At 72.6% G+C, this 20,299-nt stretch carries 24 protein-coding genes; 15 read left to right on the top strand and 9 right to left on the bottom strand.

Annotated features, from left to right (window positions below; translation table 11 throughout):
* Positions 1–32: 32 nt before the first annotated feature.
* Complete coding sequence (locus P3T37_RS09830) at positions 33–710, top strand: hypothetical protein (protein ID WP_280723100.1); 678 nt, start codon at positions 33–35, stop codon at positions 708–710.
* A gap of 7 nt (positions 711–717) precedes the next feature.
* Here P3T37_RS09830 and ybaK read toward each other — a convergent pair whose 3' ends face one another.
* The 3 genes from ybaK to P3T37_RS09815 form a co-directional block, all read right to left on the bottom strand.
* On the bottom strand, positions 718–1,209 hold the full coding sequence (ybaK, locus tag P3T37_RS09825) for a Cys-tRNA(Pro) deacylase (protein ID WP_280723099.1): 492 nt from the start codon (positions 1,207–1,209) through the stop codon (positions 718–720).
* 9 nt (positions 1,210–1,218) lie between these two features.
* A complete protein-coding gene (locus P3T37_RS09820) occupies positions 1,219–1,947 on the bottom strand; it encodes an LON peptidase substrate-binding domain-containing protein (protein ID WP_280723098.1) in 729 nt (242 codons plus the stop codon).
* Positions 1,948–2,012: 65 nt separating this feature from the next.
* The gene (locus P3T37_RS09815) at positions 2,013–3,581 is read right to left on the bottom strand and encodes an oxidoreductase (protein WP_280723097.1); all 1,569 of its coding nucleotides are present in this window, start codon (positions 3,579–3,581) and stop codon (positions 2,013–2,015) included.
* A 130-nt stretch (positions 3,582–3,711) separates the two neighbouring features.
* Here P3T37_RS09815 and hisD point away from each other — a divergent pair, with 130 nt between their 5' ends.
* The 9 genes from hisD to P3T37_RS09770 are packed head-to-tail and all read left to right on the top strand — an operon-like array spanning position 3,712 to position 9,945.
* Positions 3,712–5,019, top strand: a complete 1,308-nt coding sequence (hisD, locus tag P3T37_RS09810; RefSeq protein ID WP_280723096.1) for a histidinol dehydrogenase — start codon at positions 3,712–3,714, stop codon at positions 5,017–5,019.
* Positions 5,016–6,113, top strand: a complete 1,098-nt coding sequence (locus tag P3T37_RS09805) for a histidinol-phosphate transaminase (protein ID WP_280723095.1) — start codon at positions 5,016–5,018, stop codon at positions 6,111–6,113. The genes hisD and P3T37_RS09805 overlap by 4 nt, the downstream gene beginning before the upstream one ends.
* Before the next feature lie 6 nt (positions 6,114–6,119).
* Positions 6,120–6,713, top strand: a complete 594-nt coding sequence (hisB, locus tag P3T37_RS09800) for an imidazoleglycerol-phosphate dehydratase HisB (protein ID WP_280723094.1) — start codon at positions 6,120–6,122, stop codon at positions 6,711–6,713.
* On the top strand, positions 6,710–6,859 hold the full coding sequence (locus tag P3T37_RS09795) for a hypothetical protein (protein WP_280723093.1): 150 nt from the start codon (positions 6,710–6,712) through the stop codon (positions 6,857–6,859). Before hisB ends, P3T37_RS09795 begins: the two co-directional genes overlap by 4 nt.
* A 19-nt stretch (positions 6,860–6,878) precedes the next feature.
* A complete protein-coding gene (gene hisH / locus P3T37_RS09790; RefSeq protein ID WP_280723092.1) occupies positions 6,879–7,514 on the top strand; it encodes an imidazole glycerol phosphate synthase subunit HisH in 636 nt (211 codons plus the stop codon).
* Between the two features lie 20 nt (positions 7,515–7,534).
* The gene (gene priA / locus P3T37_RS09785) at positions 7,535–8,266 is read left to right on the top strand and encodes a bifunctional 1-(5-phosphoribosyl)-5-((5-phosphoribosylamino)methylideneamino)imidazole-4-carboxamide isomerase/phosphoribosylanthranilate isomerase PriA (protein WP_280723091.1); all 732 of its coding nucleotides are present in this window, start codon (positions 7,535–7,537) and stop codon (positions 8,264–8,266) included.
* Positions 8,263–8,694: a RidA family protein gene (locus P3T37_RS09780; protein WP_280723090.1), complete on the top strand. Its 432-nt coding sequence runs from the start codon at positions 8,263–8,265 to the stop codon at positions 8,692–8,694. The genes priA and P3T37_RS09780 overlap by 4 nt, the downstream gene beginning before the upstream one ends.
* Positions 8,691–9,461 carry an imidazole glycerol phosphate synthase subunit HisF gene (gene hisF / locus P3T37_RS09775; RefSeq protein WP_280723089.1) on the top strand — a complete coding sequence of 257 codons (771 nt, stop codon included), beginning with the start codon at positions 8,691–8,693 and terminating at the stop codon, positions 9,459–9,461. The genes P3T37_RS09780 and hisF overlap by 4 nt, the downstream gene beginning before the upstream one ends.
* A gap of 34 nt (positions 9,462–9,495) precedes the next feature.
* On the top strand, positions 9,496–9,945 hold the full coding sequence (locus P3T37_RS09770) for a hypothetical protein (RefSeq protein ID WP_280723088.1): 450 nt from the start codon (positions 9,496–9,498) through the stop codon (positions 9,943–9,945).
* On the opposite strand, the gene P3T37_RS09765 is transcribed toward P3T37_RS09770, so the two are convergent.
* Positions 9,942–10,817 (bottom strand): alpha/beta hydrolase, encoded by an 876-nt coding sequence (locus P3T37_RS09765; protein WP_280723087.1) that lies wholly within the window; start codon positions 10,815–10,817, stop codon positions 9,942–9,944. The two genes, P3T37_RS09770 and P3T37_RS09765, sit on opposite strands and share 4 nt — an antisense overlap.
* Before the next feature lie 51 nt (positions 10,818–10,868).
* On the opposite strand from P3T37_RS09765, the gene P3T37_RS09760 reads away from it, so the two are divergent.
* The gene (locus P3T37_RS09760) at positions 10,869–11,483 is read left to right on the top strand and encodes a TetR/AcrR family transcriptional regulator (protein ID WP_280723086.1); all 615 of its coding nucleotides are present in this window, start codon (positions 10,869–10,871) and stop codon (positions 11,481–11,483) included.
* 85 nt (positions 11,484–11,568) lie between these two features.
* Here P3T37_RS09760 and P3T37_RS09755 read toward each other — a convergent pair whose 3' ends face one another.
* The 3 genes from P3T37_RS09755 to P3T37_RS09745 all read right to left on the bottom strand — a co-directional run bounded on the left by P3T37_RS09755 (position 11,569) and on the right by P3T37_RS09745 (position 13,089).
* On the bottom strand, positions 11,569–12,228 hold the full coding sequence (locus tag P3T37_RS09755) for an HAD family hydrolase (RefSeq protein WP_280723085.1): 660 nt from the start codon (positions 12,226–12,228) through the stop codon (positions 11,569–11,571).
* 9 nt (positions 12,229–12,237) lie between these two features.
* Entirely contained in the window at positions 12,238–12,786 is a 549-nt protein-coding gene (locus tag P3T37_RS09750) for an AAA family ATPase (RefSeq protein ID WP_280723084.1), read from the bottom strand.
* Positions 12,787–12,852: 66 nt separating this feature from the next.
* The gene (locus P3T37_RS09745; RefSeq protein WP_280723161.1) at positions 12,853–13,089 is read right to left on the bottom strand and encodes a hypothetical protein; all 237 of its coding nucleotides are present in this window, start codon (positions 13,087–13,089) and stop codon (positions 12,853–12,855) included.
* On the opposite strand from P3T37_RS09745, the gene murJ reads away from it, so the two are divergent.
* Genes murJ through P3T37_RS09730 form a run of 3 tightly spaced genes read left to right on the top strand, consistent with a single transcriptional unit; the run spans position 12,989 to position 16,258 of the window.
* Positions 12,989–14,569, top strand: a complete 1,581-nt coding sequence (gene murJ / locus P3T37_RS09740) for a murein biosynthesis integral membrane protein MurJ (protein WP_280723155.1) — start codon at positions 12,989–12,991, stop codon at positions 14,567–14,569. The two genes, P3T37_RS09745 and murJ, sit on opposite strands and share 101 nt — an antisense overlap.
* A gap of 56 nt (positions 14,570–14,625) precedes the next feature.
* Positions 14,626–15,771, top strand: coding sequence for a serine hydrolase domain-containing protein (locus tag P3T37_RS09735; protein ID WP_280723083.1), 1,146 nt, complete (start codon positions 14,626–14,628; stop codon positions 15,769–15,771).
* Between the two features lie 40 nt (positions 15,772–15,811).
* Positions 15,812–16,258, top strand: a complete 447-nt coding sequence (locus P3T37_RS09730; protein WP_280723082.1) for a GNAT family N-acetyltransferase — start codon at positions 15,812–15,814, stop codon at positions 16,256–16,258.
* Here the strand turns inward: P3T37_RS09730 and P3T37_RS09725 are convergent.
* Positions 16,236–17,708, bottom strand: coding sequence for a hypothetical protein (locus tag P3T37_RS09725; protein ID WP_280723081.1), 1,473 nt, complete (start codon positions 17,706–17,708; stop codon positions 16,236–16,238). The genes P3T37_RS09730 and P3T37_RS09725 overlap by 23 nt on opposite strands.
* 42 nt (positions 17,709–17,750) lie before the next feature.
* Positions 17,751–19,010 (bottom strand): glycosyltransferase, encoded by a 1,260-nt coding sequence (locus P3T37_RS09720; protein WP_280723080.1) that lies wholly within the window; start codon positions 19,008–19,010, stop codon positions 17,751–17,753.
* A 179-nt stretch (positions 19,011–19,189) separates the two neighbouring features.
* On the opposite strand from P3T37_RS09720, the gene P3T37_RS09715 reads away from it, so the two are divergent.
* Entirely contained in the window at positions 19,190–20,239 is a 1,050-nt protein-coding gene (locus P3T37_RS09715) for a substrate-binding domain-containing protein (protein ID WP_280723079.1), read from the top strand.
* The last annotated feature ends 60 nt before the right edge of the window (positions 20,240–20,299 follow it).

Raw genomic sequence — 20,299 nt, 5'->3', positions numbered from 1 at the left:
GAACCGCCGCCTTGACGTGAAACGATGTCCTGGTGACCGTACCGAACACTCCTCCGGACGCCGGGCCGCTCGTTACCCGGCCGCAGGCCTCCCTTGTCCGCAGGGCCGGCGGTGAGCTGAAGATCGGCGCGCCGGTCGCGGTGGCCTGTGCGCTGCTGGGACTGGTCATGGGCCTGCTCTGGGTCTGGATCGCGCCCGAGGTGCCGCTCGTCGTGCACGGGCAGCAGGTGCTCTACGTGGATCCGGAGGGCGAGCAGCGGGCGGGCGCGGACAGCGTCTTCGCGCTGCTGGGCGCCGGGATCGGCATCGTCACCGCGGTGGCGGCCTTCCTGCTCACCCGCAGGCGCGGCGGCGGAATCGCGGTCGCGGTGGGCCTGGCCGTCGGCGGTCTCGCCGGTTCGGTGGTGGCCTGGAAGCTCGGCGTGACGCTCGGCCCGACCACCGACGTGGTGGGCCACGCCCGGCAGGTCGGCGACGGGCACGGCTTCAACGAGGCGCTCGTGCTGGGGGCCAAGGGTGCGCTGCTGGTCTGGTCGATGAGCGCGATGGTGGTGCTGCTCGGGCTGTCGGCCGCGTTCGGCCGGCGCGAGGAGGACCCGCCGCCGTACTACGCCGAGCCGCAGTGGTCGCTTCCCGGGGACCCGGAGCCGGTGGAAGCAGCGGAGGCCCCGCAGGAGATCGACGCGGACGGCAGCAAGCAGCCGAAGTAGCGGTGATTCAGGGGCGGCCGATGGCGGCCGTGACGGCGCCGGTGAGGGCCACCAGGTCGGCCGGCGCCAGCTCGACCTCCAGGCCGCGCCGGCCTGCCGAGACGTAGATCGTCGGGTGCTCCAGCGCGCCGGCGTCCAGCACCGTGCGCAGCGCCCGGCGCTGGCCGAGCGGCGAGATCCCTCCCAGCACGTACCCGCTGCTGCGCTCGGCGGCGGCCGGGTCCGCCATCGCCGCGCGCTTGGCGCCGACCGCGGCGGCCAGCGCCTTGAGGTCCAGCTGCCCGGCCACCGGCACCACGCCGACCGTCAGCGTGCCGTCCACCTCGGCCACCAGGGTCTTGAAGACCCGCTCCGGCGCGACACCGAGCGCCTGCGCCGCCTCGCCGCCGTAGGAGGCGGCGGCCGGGTCGTGGTCGTACGCGTGGACCGTGAACGGGACGCCGGCGGCGGCCAGTGCGACGGTGGCGGGGGTGCCCTGACCGGGTTGCTTCTTGGCCATCGAGGGCTCCTAGTTGGGGCTGAACGCCTGGCGGGTCAGGTCGGCGGCCGGAAGGGACGGGAGCCAGGCGAGCAGCGCGGTCTCGCGGCGCAGCAGCTCAAGCTCGGCGGTCAGCCGGCTCGCGGTGTCCGGGCAGGCCAGCAGCTGCTGGCGGGTCGGGACGTCCAGCACCGAGGCGGCCGCCACCAGGTAGGAGAGCACCTGCGGGTCGTCCGGCAGCTCCTGCTCCCCGCTCAGGCTGGCCTTGCGGGCGCCCGCCAGCCGCTTCTGGTAGGCCCGGAAGGCCCGTTCGACGCCGCCGGCCAGGGTGCCCGCGCCGTCGCCGGGTTCCTCCTCGACCAGCTCGGCCTCGCCGACCAGGTAGGCGCCGCCGGTCTCCATCGAGCGCAGCCGGAACCGGGTGGTCCCGGTGATCAGCAGCTCGTAGCCGCCGTCCGGCTGCGGCTCCACCGAGGCGATCTCCGCCACGCAGCCGATGTGGTGCAGCGCCTCCAGCGGGTTGCCGGTGGCGGTGCCCAGGCCGCTCAGCGGTCCGGCCGGCTCCTCGCTCTCGCCGACCGGGGCGACCTCGCGGCCGTCCTTGATGGCCAGCACCCCGAACCGCCGTGGCCGGTCCTCGGGTTGGGCGACCAGATCGGCGACCAGCCGTCGGTAGCGTTCCTCGAAGACGTGCAGGGGCAGCACGAGACCGGGGTAGAGCACCGTGTTGAGCGGGAAGATCGGGAGCCGTTCTGTCACGGCGCACAGCGTAGTTGGCCCGGGGCCTCCCGCGCGCCGCGCTTTTGCGGCGGGTAGCCGGCCGGTCAGCCGCGCTGGAGCAGCCGACTGGCGCCCGCAGCGGCCGTGGTGGCCAGCACCCAGCCGGTGAGCACCAGGGTCGCGCTCACCAACTGCCCGGCGCCGCCCGGGTTCCAGCCGTCCTGGCCGAGGTCGACGATCGGCAGCACCTTGCTCAGCGTGTACAGCGCGGCGTTCCAGTGCGGGATCTCGTCGGCCTTGAGCGGCGACGGCTTGTGCAGCTGGAAGTAGAGCGTGCCGAGCGCCCAGGCGGCGACCAGCCAGAGCGCGGCGCGGCCGGGCCGGTAGCCGTAGCCGACCGTGACGTCCTGCAGCCGGCCCCAGATCCGACCCGGCAGCGACTGGGTCTGCCGGCGGCGGCGCTGCTTGGCGTAGAGCACCTCGCGGGCGTCCTCGTCGGAGCCGTCCCGGCGCAGGGCGGCGGCCAGCTGTTCGTACGGCTCTGGCTGGAACTCGCTCAGCGCGCCGTCCAGCCAGGCGATCCGCTGGTGCACGGTGAACGGGCCGGCCGGGCGCAGCGACTCGTAGACGAAGCCGGTCAGCCCCAGGTCGCCGGTCGGCCAGGCCCCCGGGATGTCGACCAGGTTGCCGACCCGGGCGCGGGAGAGCGAGACGTGCCCGCTCGGCGCGACCGGGCAGGTGACCCGCAGCTCGGGGGTCTGGATCCGGCGCAGCGAGAGCTCGCGGCCGGGCCCGAGGTGGAACTCGGCGCCGACGATCAGGCAGGCGCTCTCGAACCGGCTGTCGTTCAGCCGCACCCCGCCCCAGGCGTGGAACGGGATGCTGTCGCCACCGGTCGGCACCGCCTCGCCGTAGCCGGTGCCGTACATCTGGCCGAGCTGGCTGCCGGGCAGCCAGCCGCTCAGGTAGAAGGTGTTGCCCACCGAGAGCCGGGGGGCGTTGAGGCAGTCGCGCTGCCCGCGCAGGGCGCGCAGCTCGGCGCCGCGCAGCGAGAGCCGGCCGCCGACCCGGGCGCTGCGCAGGCTGAACTCGCCGTAGCTGACCACGCGGTCGGCCTCGAAGTCCTGGCTCACCGTGAGGCCGTCGGCCGAGAACGAGAGGCCGTACATGTCGCTGCCGACCAGCAGGTGGTTGACGATCAGGTCGGTGCCGATCTGGGCGTCGGTGAGCCGCAGCCCGGCGGCCACCACGCAGCGGGCGAAGACCAGGTCGCCGGAGGTGGCCAGGCGCGAGGCGTCCACCCGGGGGAACCAGCAGCCGTCGAAGCGGATCGTCCCGGCGCGGGCCTCGGAGAGCAGCACGTTGGTGTCGAAGCGGCAGCCGCGGACGTCGATGAAGTCCTCGATCCGGCCGCCCGCCAGGTCGAGCCGCCCGGTGATCAGCGCGCCGGTGAGCTTGAGGGCGCGCACCGAGCCCGGTATCGCGGCGGGCCCCGCGAGCAGCAGCCGGGCCAGCACGGAGGCCCGGATGATCCGCTCGGCCCCCCAGGGGGTGGCGTCGGCCGGGTCGTTCTCGGCCGGGTCGGCGGACTGCAGGTCGTAGACCCGGCCCTCCCGGAAGGCCGCCCAGAGGCCCTTCTCGATCGGACTCCAGTCGCGCGGCGCGTGCTGCACTGTCTCCCCCTGCTGGTGACGACGGTTCCGGTCTCGGCGCCGGCCCCCCTGTAGGCCTTCCCGTCTCGGCAGTCGTATCACGGAGTGAAATGCGGGGCCGACGGTTCCGGCCACTCCTTACACTTGACCCGTGATCTCTCGAATCGACCTGCGCGGCTCCATCGGTGACCCGCGCGACCTGCTGCCCCGTGCCGAGTTCGACGTGGAAGCCGCCCTGGAGAAGGTGCGGCCGATCTGCGAGGACGTACGCCATCGCGGGGTCACGGCGCTGATCGAGATCACCGAGCGCTTCGACGGTGTGACGCTCACCACCACCCGGGTGCCCGAGGCGGAGATCACCGCCGCCCTGGAGACGCTGGACCCGAAGGTGCGGGCTGCTCTGGAGGAGTCGATCCGCCGGGCCCGCCTGGTGCACCGCGCGCAGCGCCGTACCGACCACACCACCCAGGTGGTGCCGGGCGGCACGGTGACCGAGCGCTGGGTGCCGGTGGACCGGGTCGGCCTGTACGTGCCGGGCGGGCTGGCCGTCTACCCGTCCTCCGTGGTGATGAACGTGGTGCCCGCCCAGGAGGCCGGCGTCCAGGGCATCGCGGTCACCTCGCCTCCGCAGAAGGACTTCGGTGGCCGGGTCCACCCGGCGATCCTGGCGGCCTGCGCGCTGCTGGGCGTCACCGAGGTGTACTCGGTCGGCGGCGCGCAGGCGATCGCGATGTTCGCCTACGGCACCGCCGAGTGCGCCCCCGTCAACCTGGTGACCGGCCCGGGCAACATCTACGTGGCCGCTGCCAAGCGCCTGCTCAAGGGCCGGATCGGGATCGACGCCGAGGCCGGTCCGACCGAGATCGCCGTCCTGGCGGACGACAGCGCCTCGCCGCGCGAGGTCGCCGCCGACCTGATCAGCCAGGCCGAGCACGACCCGATGGCCGCCTCCGTGCTGGTCACCGACTCGCTGGCGCTGGCCGACGCGGTGGAGGCCGAGCTGGCCGTGCAGGTGGCGGACACCAAGCACCGCGAGCGGGTCACCGAGGCACTCACCGGCCGGCAGTCCGGCATCGTGCTGGTGGACGACGTCGAGCAGGGCCTGGCCGTGGTCAACGCCTACGCCGCCGAGCACCTGGAGATCCAGACCCGGGACGCGCACGCCGTGGCCGCCAGGGTGCGCAACGCGGGCGCCGTCTTCATCGGCCCGTACGCGCCGGTCTCGCTGGGCGACTACGTGGCCGGCTCCAACCACGTGCTGCCCACCGGCGGCTGCGCCTGTCACTCGTCCGGCCTGTCGGTGCAGTCTTTCCTGCGCGGCATCCACGTGATCGACTACAGCCGCGAGGCGCTGGCGGACGTCGCCGCGCACGTGGTGAACCTCGCGAACGCCGAAGACCTGCCCGGTCACGGCGACGCCATCCGCGCCCGCTTCGACTGGACGGTTCCCGGCTCTTGAACATCGACGATCTCCCGGTCCGCGACGAACTGCGCGGACAGTCGCCCTACGGCGCCCCGCAGCTGGACGTCCCCGTCCAGCTGAACACCAACGAGAACCCGTTTCAGCTGCCCGAGCCGCTGGTCGCCCGGATCGTGGAGCGGGTCGCCGAGGCCGCCCGCAACCTCAACCGCTACCCCGACCGGGACGCCGTCGAGCTGCGCGAGGGACTGGCCGCGTACCTCACCCGCACCACCGGCTTCGCCCGCTCGCGCGAGCAGGTCTGGGCGGCGAACGGCTCCAACGAGGTCATCCAGCAGCTGCTGCAGACCTTCGGCGGCCCCGGCCGCACCGCGCTCGGCTTCGAGCCCTCGTACCAGATGCACGAGCTGATCTCGCGCGGCACCGGCACCCGCTGGATCGCCGGGCCGCGCCGGGCGGACTTCACCATCGACCTGGACGCGGCGATCGCCGCGCTGGCCGAGCACCGCCCGGACGTGCTCTTCGTCTGCTCGCCGAACAACCCGACCGGTACCGCCGTCGAGGCCGACACCGTGCGCGCGCTCTACGACGCCGCGCAGGCCGTCAAGCCGACGATGGTCATCGTGGACGAGGCGTACGTCGAGTTCTCGCACCGCGACTCGCTGCTGCCGCTGCTGGCCGAGCGCCCGTTCATGGTGGTCACCCGGACGATGTCCAAGGCCTTCGGCGCGGCCGGCCTGCGGCTGGGCTACCTGTCCGCCGACCGGGCGGTGGTGGACGCGGTGCAGCTGGTCCGGCTGCCGTACCACCTGTCGGCCGTCACCCAGGCCACCGCGCTGGCGTGTCTGGAGCACACCGACACCCTGCTCGGGTACGTCGAACTGCTCAAGGGCGAGCGCGACCGGGTGGTCGGGGCGCTGCGCGCGCTCGGCCTGGAGGTCACCGACTCCGACTCGAACTTCATCCAGTTCGGGACCTTCGAGGACACCCACGCCGTCTGGCAGGCGATCCTCGACCGCGGCGTCCTGATCCGCGACAACGGCGTCCCCGGGCGGCTGCGGGTCACCGCCGGTACGCCCGCCGAGAACGACGCCTTCCTGGACGCCGTCACCACTGTGATCAAGGAGCTGTAACCCCCTATGTCCCGCATCGGGCGCATCGAGCGCACCACCAAGGAGACGTCGGTCCTGGTCGAGATCGATCTCGACGGCACCGGCCGGACCGACATCTCCACGGGCGTGGGGTTCTACGACCACATGCTCGACCAGCTGGGCCGCCACGGGCTCTTCGACCTCACCGTCAAGACCGAGGGCGACCTGCACATCGACACCCACCACACCATCGAGGACACCGCCCTCGCGCTGGGGGCCGCGTTCAAGCAGGCGCTCGGCGACAAGGTCGGGATCTACCGCTTCGGCAACTGCACCGTGCCGCTGGACGAGTCGCTCGCCCAGGTCACCGTGGACCTCTCCGGCCGCCCGTACCTGGTGCACACCGAGCCGGAGTCGATGGCGCCGATGATCGGCAGCTACGACACCACGATGACCCGGCACATCCTGGAGTCCTTCGTGGCGCAGGCGCAGATAGCACTGCACGTGCACGTCCCGTACGGGCGCAACGCGCACCACATCGTGGAGTGCCAGTTCAAGGCGCTCGCCCGGGCGCTGCGCTACGCCGCGGAGTTCGACCCGCGCGCGGCCGGCATCCTCCCCTCGACCAAGGGCGCACTGTGACCAGCTCCACGATCCTGATCGCCGGCGGGCTCTTCCTGGGCGCCGGCGTGTACTCCTTCTGGAAGCAGAAGCTGCCCAAGGGCGTCACCGCGGTACTCGCGATCGGTTCGGTGCTCTGCCTGGCCGCCGGCCTGATGCGCCTCTAGCTCAAGGGAGTTGACTGCTATGGGCAAGAATGTGGTCGTCTTCGACTACGGGTCCGGAAACCTGCGCTCGGCCCAGCGCGCGGTCGAGCGCACCGGCGCGACGGTGACGGTGACCTCCGACTTCCAGCAGGCGCTGGACGCGGACGGCCTGCTGGTCCCCGGCGTCGGCGCCTTCGAGGCGTGCATGCGCGGCCTGCGGGCCGTGCGCGGCGAGCAGATCATCGGACGGCGGCTGGCCGGCGGCCGTCCGGTGCTCGGCATCTGCGTCGGGATGCAGATCCTGTTCGAGCGCGGCGTCGAGCACGGCGTCGAGACGGCGGGCTGCGACGAGTGGCCCGGCACCGTCGAGCCGCTGGACGCGCCGATCGTCCCGCACATGGGCTGGAACACCGTCTCCGCGCCCGAGGGCAGCCGGCTCTTCGCCGGCATGGACCCGGAGACCCGGTTCTACTTCGTGCACTCCTACGGCGTGCGCCACTGGGAGCTGGAGTCCAACAACGAGCGGCTGCACGCCCCGCTCGTCACCTGGGCCACGCATGGGCAGCCGTTCGTCGCGGCCGTCGAGAACGGCCCGCTGTGGGCCACCCAGTTCCACCCCGAGAAGTCCGGCGACGCCGGCGCCACCCTGCTGACCAACTGGGTCAACACCCTCTGATGTCTGGAAAGTTGCCTGCCATGAGCCGCCCGAGCCGCCTTGAACTGCTGCCCGCCGTCGACGTCCGGGACGGCCAGGCCGTGCGCCTGGTCAAGGGCGCCTCCGGCACCGAGACCTCCTTCGGCGAGCCGCTCGCCGCCGCCCTCGCCTGGCAGAACGCCGGCGCCGAGTGGCTGCACTTGGTCGACCTGGACGCCGCCTTCGGCACCGGCAGCAACCGCGACCTGCTGCGCGAGGTCACCGGCCGACTCGACATCAAGGTCGAGCTCTCCGGCGGCATCCGCGACGACGAGTCGCTCGCCGCCGCGCTGGCCACCGGCTGCACCCGGGTCAACCTCGGCACCGCCGCGCTGGAGAGCCCCGAGTGGGTCGCCAAGGTGATCGCCGAGCACGGCGAGCAGATCGCGGTCGGCCTGGACGTGGTCGGCACCACCCTGCGCGGCCGCGGCTGGACCCGCGACGGCGGCGACCTCTTCGAGGTGCTGGCCCGGCTCGACTCCGAGGGCTGCGCCCGCTACGTCGTCACCGACGTCAACCGGGACGGCACCCTGACCGGCCCCAACCTCCAGCTGCTGCGCGACGTCTGCGCCGCCACCGACCGTCCCGTGGTCGCCTCGGGCGGGGTCTCCTCGCTCGACGACCTGCGGGCCATCGCCACCCTGGTGCCGGAAGGTGTCGAGGGTTCGATTGTGGGCAAGGCCCTCTACGAGCAGAAGTTCACCCTCGAAGAGGCCCTGGAGGCCATGTCGTGACAGATCCTCGGATCGTACGTGGCCGGGTCGCCGGATTCTCCCCCTGGGAGGAGCAGTTCGGGTACTCGCGGGCGGTCGCAGCCGGCGACTACGTCCATGTGGCCGGCTCCACGGCCTGGGTGGACGGGAAGATCGAGCACGAGGGCGACCCGTACCGGCAGACGCTGGCCGCCTTCGGCGTCGGCCTCACCGCCCTGGCCACGTACGGTCTGACCGCGGCGGACGTGATCCGCACGCGGATGTACATCACCCACGTCCGGGACGCCGACGAGGTGGGCCGCGCCCACAAGGTGCTCTTCGACGCCAGCCGTCCGGCCGCGACCATGGTCGTGGTGGAGGGCCTGATCGACTCCCGGATGATGGTCGAGATCGAACTCGACGCCCACCGTGTCGGGCTCGCGAACTCCCTGGAAGGTACTGGTACATGACCCTCGCGGTCCGAGTCATCCCCTGCCTGGACGTCGACGCCGGCCGGGTGGTCAAGGGCGTCAACTTCCAGAACCTGCGCGACGCCGGCGACCCGGTCGAGATGGCCAAGCTCTACGACGCCGAGGGCGCCGACGAGTTGACCTTCCTCGACATCACCGCCTCGTCCGGCTCCCGGGAGACCACCTACGACGTGGTGCGCCGCACCGCCGAGCAGGTCTTCATCCCGCTGACGGTGGGCGGCGGCATCCGGGCCGTCGAGGACGTCAACAAGCTGCTGCGGGCCGGCGCCGACAAGGTCGGCGTCAACACCGCGGCGATCGCCCGGCCTGAGCTGATCCGCGAGATCGCCCAGCGCTTCGGCCGCCAGGTGCTGGTGCTCTCGGTGGACGCCCGCCGCTGCCCGCCCGGCACCGAGACCGCCTCCGGCTACGAGGTCACCACCCACGGCGGGCGGCAGGGCACCGGCCTGGACGCCGTCGAATGGGCGGGCCGCGCAGCCGAGTTGGGGGCCGGGGAGATCCTGCTCAACTCGATGGACGCGGACGGCACCAAGGACGGCTACGACCTGGAGATGATCCGCGCGGTGCGGAAGTCGGTCTCCATCCCGGTCATCGCCTCCGGCGGCGCCGGCAAACTCGCCGACTTCGCCCCGGCCGTGGAGGCCGGCGCGGACGCGGTGCTGGCGGCGTCCGTCTTCCACTTCGGCGACCTGCGCATCGGCGAGGTCAAGGCCGCGCTGCGCGAGGCCGGCCACCCGGTTCGGTAGCGCGCTGGTGTCTGTTCGGGTCACGCGGTGGCTGGTGACGTTCTTCGTTGCGTTCTGGTACCTGGTGGTGCTGGGGCTGCTGGTGCTGATCGGGTACTGCATCGACCAGATCGCCACCGCCCACGGGCTCGGCAAGGGATTCGCTCAGGTGGGGATCGTGATCGCCCTGGTCCTCACGGTCGTCGGCCTGGTCCCGACGGTCCTCTGGACCCAGGCTGCTCTGCGCTTCCACCGCGGCCATCCGGAGGCGCAGTCGATGATCCGCAGCCTCGCGATGGCGACGGCGATCATGGGAATCCCGGCCGCCTCGGCCGGGATCGGGTACGTGGCACCCCTGCCGTGGGTCATCGGCGGCGTCGTCGTCGTGACCGGGGCACTCCATGTGGCCGTCGTCCTCGCGGCGCGAACGCCCGAGGTCAGCCGCCACCTCGCGGAGACCCACCTTCGGCGTGCGGCATCACCCCTGCCGGGCGGGCGCGCCTAGTTCCGGGTGCACTGCCTGACGGCGTGGAGGATGCGGTCGGCCACCAGGTCCGGCCGGTCGGTCGGCAGCGCGTGGCCGGCACCGGGCACGATCTCCACCCGGGCCGAGGGCACGAGCCTGCCGATGCGTTCGGCGACCTCGCGCGCGTCGTGCAGGGCGCTGCGCTCCCCGAGTAGGAACAGTGCGGGGACGCGCACGCGGCGCAGTTCCTCGTCGGAGAGGACCGGGGGCACCGGAAGCGCGCGGCGGAACCCCATCGACGCGCGCATCAGGCGCATCAGTTCGCTCTCCAGGATCGCGCTGTTGCCAACCAGGCGGGCCAGCCGGGGGCGGAGCGGGCGCGGCGCGGCTGCGGCAAGCCCGCCGGCGATCAGCCAGGCGTAGAAGCGCGGGCCGATGTCGGCGAAGCCCGCGGGATCCACCAGGGTGAGGGAGGCTGTCCGCCCGGGGTGGTGGATCTGGTGGTTGAGCGCCAGCCAGCCGCCGTAGGAGCAGCCGACGACATGGGCGGTCGTCGCGTCCACTGCTTCCAGGACGTCGTCGAGCCAGGCGGCGCCGTCCCGGCCGTCGCTGATCGGGGCCGTCTGCACGCTCGCACCGGGCTCACCGATCGGATCGACGGCGATGACCGGATGGTGCTGAGCCAGCACGTCGACGTACCGGTGCCACATCAGCGCGTTGCCGCCCGAGCCGGGCAGCAGCACGATCGGCTCGCCGCTCTGCGGGCCGGTCCGGTAGACGCGGGTGGTCCCGAAGCTGGTCGGAAGGTCGAGTACCGTCCGCGGCCCAGGCCACAGTTCTGCCAGAGTCCGCTCGTAGGAGGCCCGGAACCGGTCGTCGGCCTGGGCGTTCTTGAACTGGCTGATTCGCATGATACATGTGTATCACGGCATGATACGGGTGTACCAGAGGGAGGTCGCGGCATGGCGGCACAGGTGGACCACGAGGACCGCAGACGACAGATCGCCGAGGCGCTGCTGCGCATCGCCGACACCCAGGGCCTGCAGTCGGCCAGCATGCGGGCGGTCGCCGCCGAAGCCGGTGTCTCCCTGCGACTGGTGCAGTACTACTTCACGACCAAGGAAGGCCTGCTGCTGGACGCGCTGGCCAGGCTCGGCGCCCAACTCCAGGCGCGCATGGAGCAGTGGATCGGCGCGGCGGGCTCGCCAGGCTCCCCGTCCACCCCGCGCGGCATCGTGACCGCGGTCCTGTCGTGCATCCTGCCGACCGATCCGGAAAGCCGCCGGATCACCAGAACCTATGCCGCGTACTACACGCTGGTGCTCAGCGATCCCGAAGTGCTGGCGAAGCACGGCACGGCCCAGCCCGACCTTCTGGAAGGCTTCCTCGCCAAGCAGATCCGCGCGGCTCAGCAGAGCGGGGCGATCGACCCCCGCAAGGACCCCGAGATGACCGCCGCCGGCCTGCTGGCCATGGTCAACGGCCTCGGCTCAAGCGTCCTGGGCGGCCAGCGCACCGGCGAGGCTGCGCTGGTGATCCTCGCGCACCACCTGGACGAGCTGTTCGGAGCGCGGTGAGGGGAGGGGAGGGTTCGGGTCATCAGGCGACGTTCGCCCTGCAGATGACCTTGAGTAGGTGCTCGTCGGCGGAGGTCGCCCGGCGCTACCGCGCCTGGCGGATCACCTGGACCGCCTCGGGTAGGGAGTCAACCGTGAAGTGCGGGGTAGCGGTGTGAGGTTGGGGTTCTGATGCTCGGCGGTTGCGGAGCCAGACGGTGCGCAGTCCTGCGGCCTGCCCTCCTCCGATGTCAGCGGGCAGGCTGTCGCCGACCATCCAACCCCCGTGCTCGATCAGGGTGCCGCAGCGTTGGGCGGCCAGGCGGAAGATCTCGGGGTCGGGCTTGCGGACACCGGCCTCCTCCGAGATGCACCAGGCGTCGACCAGGTCGGCCAGGCCGGTGCGCTGGATCTTGGCCAGCTGGTTGTCCTGCATGCCGTTGGTGACAATCGCGACCCTCCACCCGGCGTCGCGGAGTTCGCCGAGCGCCGCCAGGACGGCGGGCGGGCACACCACCAACTCCGGCATCCGCCTTCGGTACTGGGCCCAGAGCTGTTCCGCCGACTCGGCAAGGCCGAACTGCTCACGCGCCCTGTCGAAGAAGTCGCCCATCGGCCCGGTGTGGCGGGCATCCGCAAGCGTCAGCCAGCCGTGCGCGCTCTCGTCAAGCGTCCGGTCGCTGACGAACTCGCGGACCCAGAGGGCGAATGCGGCGTCGCGATCGAGGAGTGTGCCGTCAAGGTCGAAGAGCGCCAGTCGCTGCATTCGAACACCCTAGTGGCCCTGCGCGATGGTGTCCGCGATCAAGGCTGCTCGGGCGGCCACGGTGCCGGCAGGGACGTCGACGAGCTCGTAGCCGAACTGCCGGTAGCTCTGTTCGTGAATCCGCTCGAACACCAGCGACTCCTGGAAGCTGATGCGACGGGCGGCGGTGGGCTCGCAGAACCCGATGGTGCGGATGAAGAACACCCGCTGCTGGTAGACGTGTTCGCGGGTGATTCTGTCGATCTCGGCAGCGAGCGTGTCCGGGATCGGGCGTCCGAGATAGGTGCCCAGGGCGTGGGTGCAGATCGGGGACCTGTCGTAGATCTGGACGCGCACGCTGTCGGCCGTGGGTTGTTGAACTTGCCGCTCTCGTTGCAGGGCGACGACCTTGTCGATGAAGGCCGCCTGCGTCCAGGGCTCGGGGTCGCCCTGGGCCTGCTCGCGCGCGATGACCGCGGTCGCTGCCTCGTCGACGACTTCGAGCCCTTGCTCCTCGAGCCTTCGCAGGACCGTTGTCTTTCCGGCGCCGGGGGTGCCGGTGAGGATGTAGCGCTTCATGGCGAGTCCTTGGTCCGTTCTGTCGGGGTGATGTCCGGGGCTGGGAGTCGGTCAGCAGTGGGATCACTACAGTGGGCTGATGGTGAATCGGGTGGGGGAGTCCGCGAAGGCGGGGAGTGTCGAGACACGGCGGCGGGGGCGGCATGCGGCTCGGCGGGCGCGCGGCCAGGGCTCGGGCGGGTTGGCGCGGTCGTCGGCGTTGATGGCGCTGGGGACGGTGGTTTCGCGGGCGACGGGGCTGATCCGGCTGGTGTTGCAGGCGGCCGCTTTGGGACCCGCGTTGGTGGCGACCACGTACAACACGGCGAACACGGTGCCGATGAGCCTCTACGCGCTGCTGATCGGCGGCGCGCTCAATGCGGCGTTCGTGCCGCAGTTGGTGCGGGCGCGGTTGGAGCACGCGGACGGTGGGCGGGCGCACGAACAGCGGTTGCTGACGCTGGTGCTCTGCGTCCTGGGGGTGGGCACGGTGGCGGCGGTGCTGTCCGCGCCGCAGATCGTCAGCCTGTATCTGCCCGACTCGCCCGCCGATCATGCGGCGTTCGAGCTGACCGTGGTCTTCGCCCGCTTCCTGCTGCCGCAGATATTCTTCTACGGGCTGTCCACGGTCCTGGGACAACTCCTCAACGTCAGGGAGAAGTTCGGCGCCGTCACCTGGACTCCGGTGCTGAACAACGTCGTCCTGATCGCTCTCTTCGGCCTCTTCGTCGGGCTGTTGACGGTACCCAGGACCGTCCAGGACGTGACGCCCGCCCAGGTGCGGCTGCTGGGCGTCGGGACGACGATCGGGATCGCCCTGCAGGCCGTCGCGCTGATCCCGTACCTCCGGGAGGCGGGCTTCCGCTGGCGGCTGCGCTTCGACTGGCGGGGAGTCGGCCTGCGCAGCAGCGTGAGCGCCGCGCGCTGGACGCTGCTGTTCGTGCTGGCCAACCAGGCCGCGCTCATGGTGGTGACCCACTACGCCAACGCCGCCGATCTCGTGCTGCCCCAGGCCGGCGTGGGCAGCACCGCCTACTCGTACGTGCAGACCATCTGGAGCCTGCCGCAGTCGATCGTCACCGTCTCGCTGGTCACCGCGCTGCTGCCACGGCTGAGCCGGGCGGGGGCCGAGCGGCGCGTGGACGACGTCCGCGAGGATCTCTCGCGCGCCCTGCGCGTCACTGGTGTGGTGATCGTCCCCTGTGCCTTCTTCCTCCTCCTGTTCGGCCCGCAGATCACCACCCTGCTCTTCGCCCACGGCCCCGGGGGCGTCGACTCCACCCGGCCGATGGGCTACATGCTCCAGGCGCTCGCCCTCGGCCTGATCCCGTTCTCCGCGCAGTTCCTGCTGCTGCGCGGCTTCTACGCCTTCGAGGACGCGCGGACCCCGTTCTGGATGGCGGTGTGGATCGCCGTCTTCAACATCGCCCTGGCCACCGGCTGCCACCTGCTGCTTCCGATCCGCTGGGCGGTGACCGGGATGGCGGCCGCCTACGGGCTGTCGTACGGCCTCGGCCTGCTGATCACCGCGCAGCGCCTGCGCAGCCGGCTGGCGGGCCGGCTCGACGGGAAGCGCCTGAGCCGTACGTACGGGAAGCTGACCGCCGCCGCGGCGACGGCCGGCCTGGCCGGTTGGGCTGCCACGCGGGTGCTCGGCGCCGCCGCCTCGACGCCGATCTGGGGGCCCGTCGGCGTCCTGGCGGCCGGGGGTGTGGTGATGGGCCTGTTCTTCGTCGTCCTCGCCCGGGTGTTCCGGGTGGGTGAGTTGCAGAGCCTGCCCGGGATGAGGCGGTTGGCGGGGTGAGCGGGTGGGCGGGAGCATGAAGGAGGGAGGTCTGCGGCGAGAGGTGGGTCGGTGGGATGACGTCGATCGACTGGGAGCGGCTGAGGGGGGTGGTCTCCTCGCATGTCGAGGCCGGGGCGGTGCCCGGGGCGGTGGTCGGGGTGGCCTGCGGGAGCGGGGTGCGGGTCGAGGGTGTGGGCGCGCTGCGTGGTGATGCGGTGGTCCGGATCTCCTCGCTCACCAAGCCGCTGGTGGCGGCCCTGACGCTGATGCTGGTGGACGAGGGTGTGCTGGCCCTGGACGCTCCGATCGAGCGGTGGGTGCCGGAGCTTGCCGCCCGGCGCGTCCTGCGGCGCCTGGACGGGCCGCTGGACGACACGGTGGTGGCGGACCGTTCGATCACGGTGGAGGACCTGCTGACGATGCGGATGGGGTTCGGGTTCGTCTTCGACACGCCGTGTCCCGTCCTGGAGCGGGCTGCCGAGGCGGGCCTCGGCTTCGGGCCGCCGGACCCGTCCGTCCTGCTCACCCCCGACGCGTGGGTGGGCCGCTTCGCCGAACTGCCGCTCATGCACCAGCCCGGGGCGGAGTGGATGTACGAGCTGAGCTTCGCCGTACTCGGCGTGCTGCTGGCCCGGGCCGGCGAGCAGCCGCTGGACGTGCTGCTGCGCGAGCGGCTGCTGGACCCGCTGGACATGGCCGACACCGGGTTCGAGGTGCCGTTCGCGGCGCGAGGGCGGCTTGTTCCGTGCTACACCCCGGGTGAGGACGGGCTGTCGGTCTTCGACGGCGCGGCGGACAGCCGCTGGAACCGGCGGCCGACGTTCCCCGACGCGCGCGGGGGACTCGTCTCCACCGCCGCGGACTACCTGCGCTTCGCGCGGATGCTGCTCGCCGGGGGTGTCCACGAGGGCCGGCGGCTGCTGTCCGAGTTCTCGGTTGCGGCGATGACCTCCGACCGGCTCGGTGCCGTAGGGGCCCGCTCCCGGTCGGCGGAGGTTTTTCTGAGCGCGGGCGCGGGGTGGGGCCACGGCGTCGAGGTCGTCGGTAACTCCGCCTCCCGGCGGTACGGTTGGGGCGGGGGCCTGGGGACGACGTGGTACTCGTTCCCCGAACTCGACGTGGCCGCCGTCCTGTTCACCCAGTGCCTGCCCCCGCCGGAGCCGCTGGTGACGGAGTTCTGGTCCGAGCTGGCCACCGTGCTCGGGTCCGCCGCAGGTTAATGGCAGCGGGGTGGGGGGTGTGTTGGGTACGGTCAAGCGCATGGCAGAGGCGGGCAGTTCGGGTTGGATCGTGCGGCGGGCCGGTACCCGGGACCTGCCCGGGCTGGTGCGGCTGTCCAGGATCGACCCGGTGAACGAGTCGGCGGCCTCGGTCGCGGCGCGGGTGGCGGGGCTGCTCGCGGATCCGCGGCGCTGCATCGTCGTCGCGGAGTCGGAGTCGGAGTCGGAGTCGGAGACGGCAGGGGAGTTGGTGGGGGTCGCGGAGGCGCAGTTCTACGGCGTGGCGATGCGTCGGGCCTCGGGTTCGGCGCGGCTGCACGACCTGTTCGTGGAGCCGTCCTGGCGCCGGCGCGGCATCGCGCGGGCGCTGTTCGCCGAGGTCACCGCGTGGGCGCGGGGGCTGCCGCAGTGCCGTGATCTGGAGTGGCAGTCCTCGCCCGCCGGTGAGGTCAGGTCCGTTCAGCTCAGGCCCGCCGAAGGACCGTGACGCCGTCCACCACCGCGGCCGTGCCGTAGTGGCTGCTGATGATCGTCTGGAGGCGGCCCGAGGGGTCCAGCGAGTCGGGCGGGTTGTAGAGGACCACCCAGCGCGGGCCCGAGGCGCCGTCGAGCCAGTCCGCCAACCGGGGTTCGGCGGACGGGATGGCCTGGAACGCCGAGTTCCACAGGTACGGGTAGCCGGTCGAGCGGTCGGCGAGCAGGTAGAGGTCGGCGGAGGCGGTGAAGGCGAAGACGGTGTCGGTGGGCGCGGTGTGGGCCCGCAGCCAGGTCGACATCTGCCCGTTCACCAGCAGGCGTTGGTCGTCGGTGAGCGCGGCGACCCGCTGCTGCGGCGTCTTGGACGCCAGCGAGAGCTGGACCGCGAGCGGACCCGCGAGGGTGGCCGCCACCAGTGTGGCGCAGGTCAGCGCGCGCCCGGGGAGTCGGGTCGCTGCGACGGCGGCGAGGACGGCGAGCGGTGCGATCGCCTGGACCCAGTAGTGCGGATGCGCGAACGGCCCGCCGAGCACCGCCACCAGGGCGGCGGCGAGCCAGAGCAGCGGCGGCAGACTGCGGACCGAGCCGCGCAGCACCGTCACGCAGCCGAGCAGGCCGAGGAGGAGCAGGCCCAGCAGGTCCGGAGCGGTGTGCAGGAGGGTCTGGTAGTCCGCGTCCAGCCGCGAGCCGGGCCCGCCGCTGGTCGAGGCGACCGCCGACTGGAAGCCGATGACCGCGAAGTACCAGCGGGACCAGCCGGTGACGGCGCCGTGGACGACCGCCGCCGCGAGCGGAATCGCCGCGCCGCCGACCGCCGCGAGCACGGCCCGGCCTCTGCGCCCGGCGCTGGTCAACGCGACCGCTGCGAGCACGACCAGGGCGTCCACCGCGGACTGCTTCATCAGCGGCGCGCTGCCGCACAGCGCCCCGACCGGCACGAGCCAGCCGGTCGCAGCAGCCCTGCGCTGCCACCAGAGCGCCCCCGCGACGCCCGCCGTGCCCACCGCGGCCGCGATCAGCTCGCCATTGAACTCGTACCCCTCGACGTACGGTCCCGCGCTGACCACCGCGACCAGCAGCCCCGCGACGGCGGCCGCGCGCCGGCCCGCCAGCGCCCAGGCCGCGGACGCCGTGCCGAGTGTCAGGACGACGGCGGCGGCCACCGCGCCGATCCGCAGCGCGGTGGCGGTGTACGACAGGTCGGTGACCAGGCGGAAGACCAGTAGCAGCCCCTGCGGCCGGTCGACCCAGGCGGCGGGAGAGTAGAGCTGCGCGCCGCCGGCCCACTTCGCCGCCAGGTAGGCGTAGCCGCCCTCGTCCGGGTCCAGCGGCAGGTGCAGCAGCGGGAGCCGGACGGCGACGGCGACGAGGGCGGCGAACCCGACCAGGGCGAGCGCCGCGCCGCGCCCGTACCCCGACGTCTGCGCAGGTGGGGGCGCTGGCTCGCCGGTGCTCTTCACCCGTGGATGGTAGCCGCCGTGTCTGAGCTGCGGGTTCAGGGCTCAGCGTCGGGTGGCGGCGATCCGCTCCGCGAAGCGGAGGACGTCCGCCGCGCCGTCCTCGGCGGCGATCCGGGCGGCGAGGTGTTGCGCCTGTCGCCGGTGCAGCGGGTTGTCGACGGCCCGGCGCAGCGCCGCCGCCAGCCGGGGTGCGGAGAGCTCGCGCAGCGGGAGCGGGCCGGGGCTGACCTGGAGGGCGGTCAGCCGTGCGGCCCAGAACGTCGCGTCGAGCTGTGCGGGTACGGGCACCGCGGGCACCCCGGCGCGCAGGCCGGCGCCCGTGGTGCCGGCGCCCGCGTGGTGCACCACGGCGGCCATCCGCGGGAACAGCCAGGAGTGCGGCACCTCGTCCACCGCCAGGATGCCCGGGCCGTCCAGTCGCAGTCCGGTCCAGCCGCTCTGGACGACCGCGCGCAGCCGGGCGGCCCGCAGCCCGGCCGCCACGGTCCGGCTCAGGGCCTGGGTGTCCGCCACGACGAGGCTGCCGAAGCCGACGTAGACGGGTGGCGGGCCCGCCGCGAGGAACGCGGCGAGCCGGGCCGGCGGCTGCCAGTCGGCGGACTCGTGCGGCCACCAGTAGCCGCTGACCCGGGCCGCCGCGGCCCAGTCGGCGGGCCGGGGCACCACCGAGGGGGAGAACCCGTGGAACACCGGCCAGCCCTGGCGCGCGTGGCGGCGGCGCAGGCGGCCGGCTGAGGCCGACGGGAGTCCGAGGTGGTCGCGCAGCTGGTGGACCGCCGGGGCGAAGAGCCGGTCCAGCGCCAGATGCGCTGCTCCGGCCGCCGCCCGGTTGCCGTGCCGTCCGAGCGAGCGGGAGCTGCCGGCGATCACCGGCGGGAACTCGCCGGTCGGGGCGAGGGGTTGGAGGTACACCCCGGCGCTCGGCAGCCCCAGCGCCTCGGCGGCGACCTGTCCGAGCGGGGCGGTGGTGGTGGAGAGCAGGACCAGGTCGGCGCCCTGCCGCACGGCGTCCAGCACGCCGAGGGCCAGCTGCGGCATGGATCGCCGTCCCAGGCGCAGGAGTTGGGCGACCGCCAGCGGCCCGCCGGAGCTCAGCAGCCGCTGACCGCCGGGGGAGGCGAGTTCGGTACGGGGGTCCACCGGCAGCGCCCGGAACTCCAGACCGGCGCTGCGGACGGCGGGTTCGAAGGCCGTGTGGGTGGCCAGTGCCACGGTGAAGCCGGCGCCGGCCAGTCGGCGGCCGAGGCCGACGAAGGGGGCCACGTCACCGCGGGATCCGGCGGTCGCGATCAGGATGCGCACGCTGCGCAGTATGTCCGCCGCGAGGGCCGGATGGCGGGATATCCGGGGTCGCGGTCCGGGATGCCGGGTCGACTACCCGCGAGTAGTCGTGATCAAACCCTTGACGCGCGGCCGCAACCAGAGTCTCCTGTTCACCACCATGTTTGAAACTGGCAGATTCTGATCGGTTGTGATGTTTCATGTCCACCCTCTCCCGCGGGAGCCGCCGCACGGCCGCCTCCGTCGGCCTGGCGCTCGTCCTCGCGCTGTCGGCCTGCTCCACCGGCCGCTCGTCCGGCGGGAGCGGTGGTGGCCTCGCCACCGTCAGCGGGAAGATCTCGCTGACCTACCTGCAGAAGCAGGGCGACCAGGGGTACTTCGTCGGTGAGGCGGCCGGCGCGAAGGCCAGGGCGGCCCAACTCGGCGTCGACCTCACGGTGGTGAACCTCGGCAGCGACGCGGACAAGACCGTGGTCGAGGCGAAGGCCGCGCTGGCGCGAAAGACCAACGGACTGATCGTCGTCGTCCCCGACCCGGCGGTCGGCCCGCAGCTCGCCCAGGTCGCCGGGGACGCCAAGGTCCCGCTGCTCAGCACGGACGACCAGTTCTGCGCCACCAGCCCCTACCCGTCCAACTGCGATGCGAGCGAGCTGGTGCCGCGGATCGGCTTCAGCGGACCCCAGTTGGGGGCCGCGGTCGGCAAGCGGGCCGCCGCGGAGTACGGCAAGGCCGACTGGGACGAGGGCACCACCCGGATCGTCTCCGCCTGGGAGCCGGACGTCACGGTCTGCTCGGATCGGATCAGCGCGGCCAAGGACGCCTTCCTCACCGCCGCCGGTGCCAGCATCCAGAAGATCGACCTGCCGACCGACAACTCCGTCGCCGGAGCCCAGGCCAAGATGGCTGCGACGATCAGCGCCAACCCCGCCGTCAGGCACTGGATCGTCTGGGGCTGCAACGACGAGAACGTCCAGGGTGCCGTCACCGCGCTGCAGAACGCCGGGTTCGGCGCCGGTGACGTGATCGGCATCGGCCTGGGCGGGTACCTCGCGTGCAAGGACTGGGCCTCGGGCCGTCCGTCCGGGATGCGGGCCGCGCTGTTCATCAACGGCGGGGACGTCGGCGCGCTGGCCGTGCAGACCATGGTCGACCGGCTCCGCGGCGGCAGGCCGTTCCCGGCCCAGGCGTTCGCCCCGACCACCATGGTCGACGCGAGCGACTGGCGGAACTCGGCCCTCCAGTGCAGCTGACGGCAGAGGAACCCCGCTGCGAGCTACCATGATGTCACGGACAGTGAGCAGTGTGGTGGG

Source organism: Kitasatospora sp. MAA4 (assembly GCF_029893355.1).
Taxonomy (GTDB): domain Bacteria; phylum Actinomycetota; class Actinomycetes; order Streptomycetales; family Streptomycetaceae; genus Kitasatospora.
Note: the sequence above shows the minus strand (reverse complement) of the source record. Positions and strands in the feature narration are given on the sequence as shown.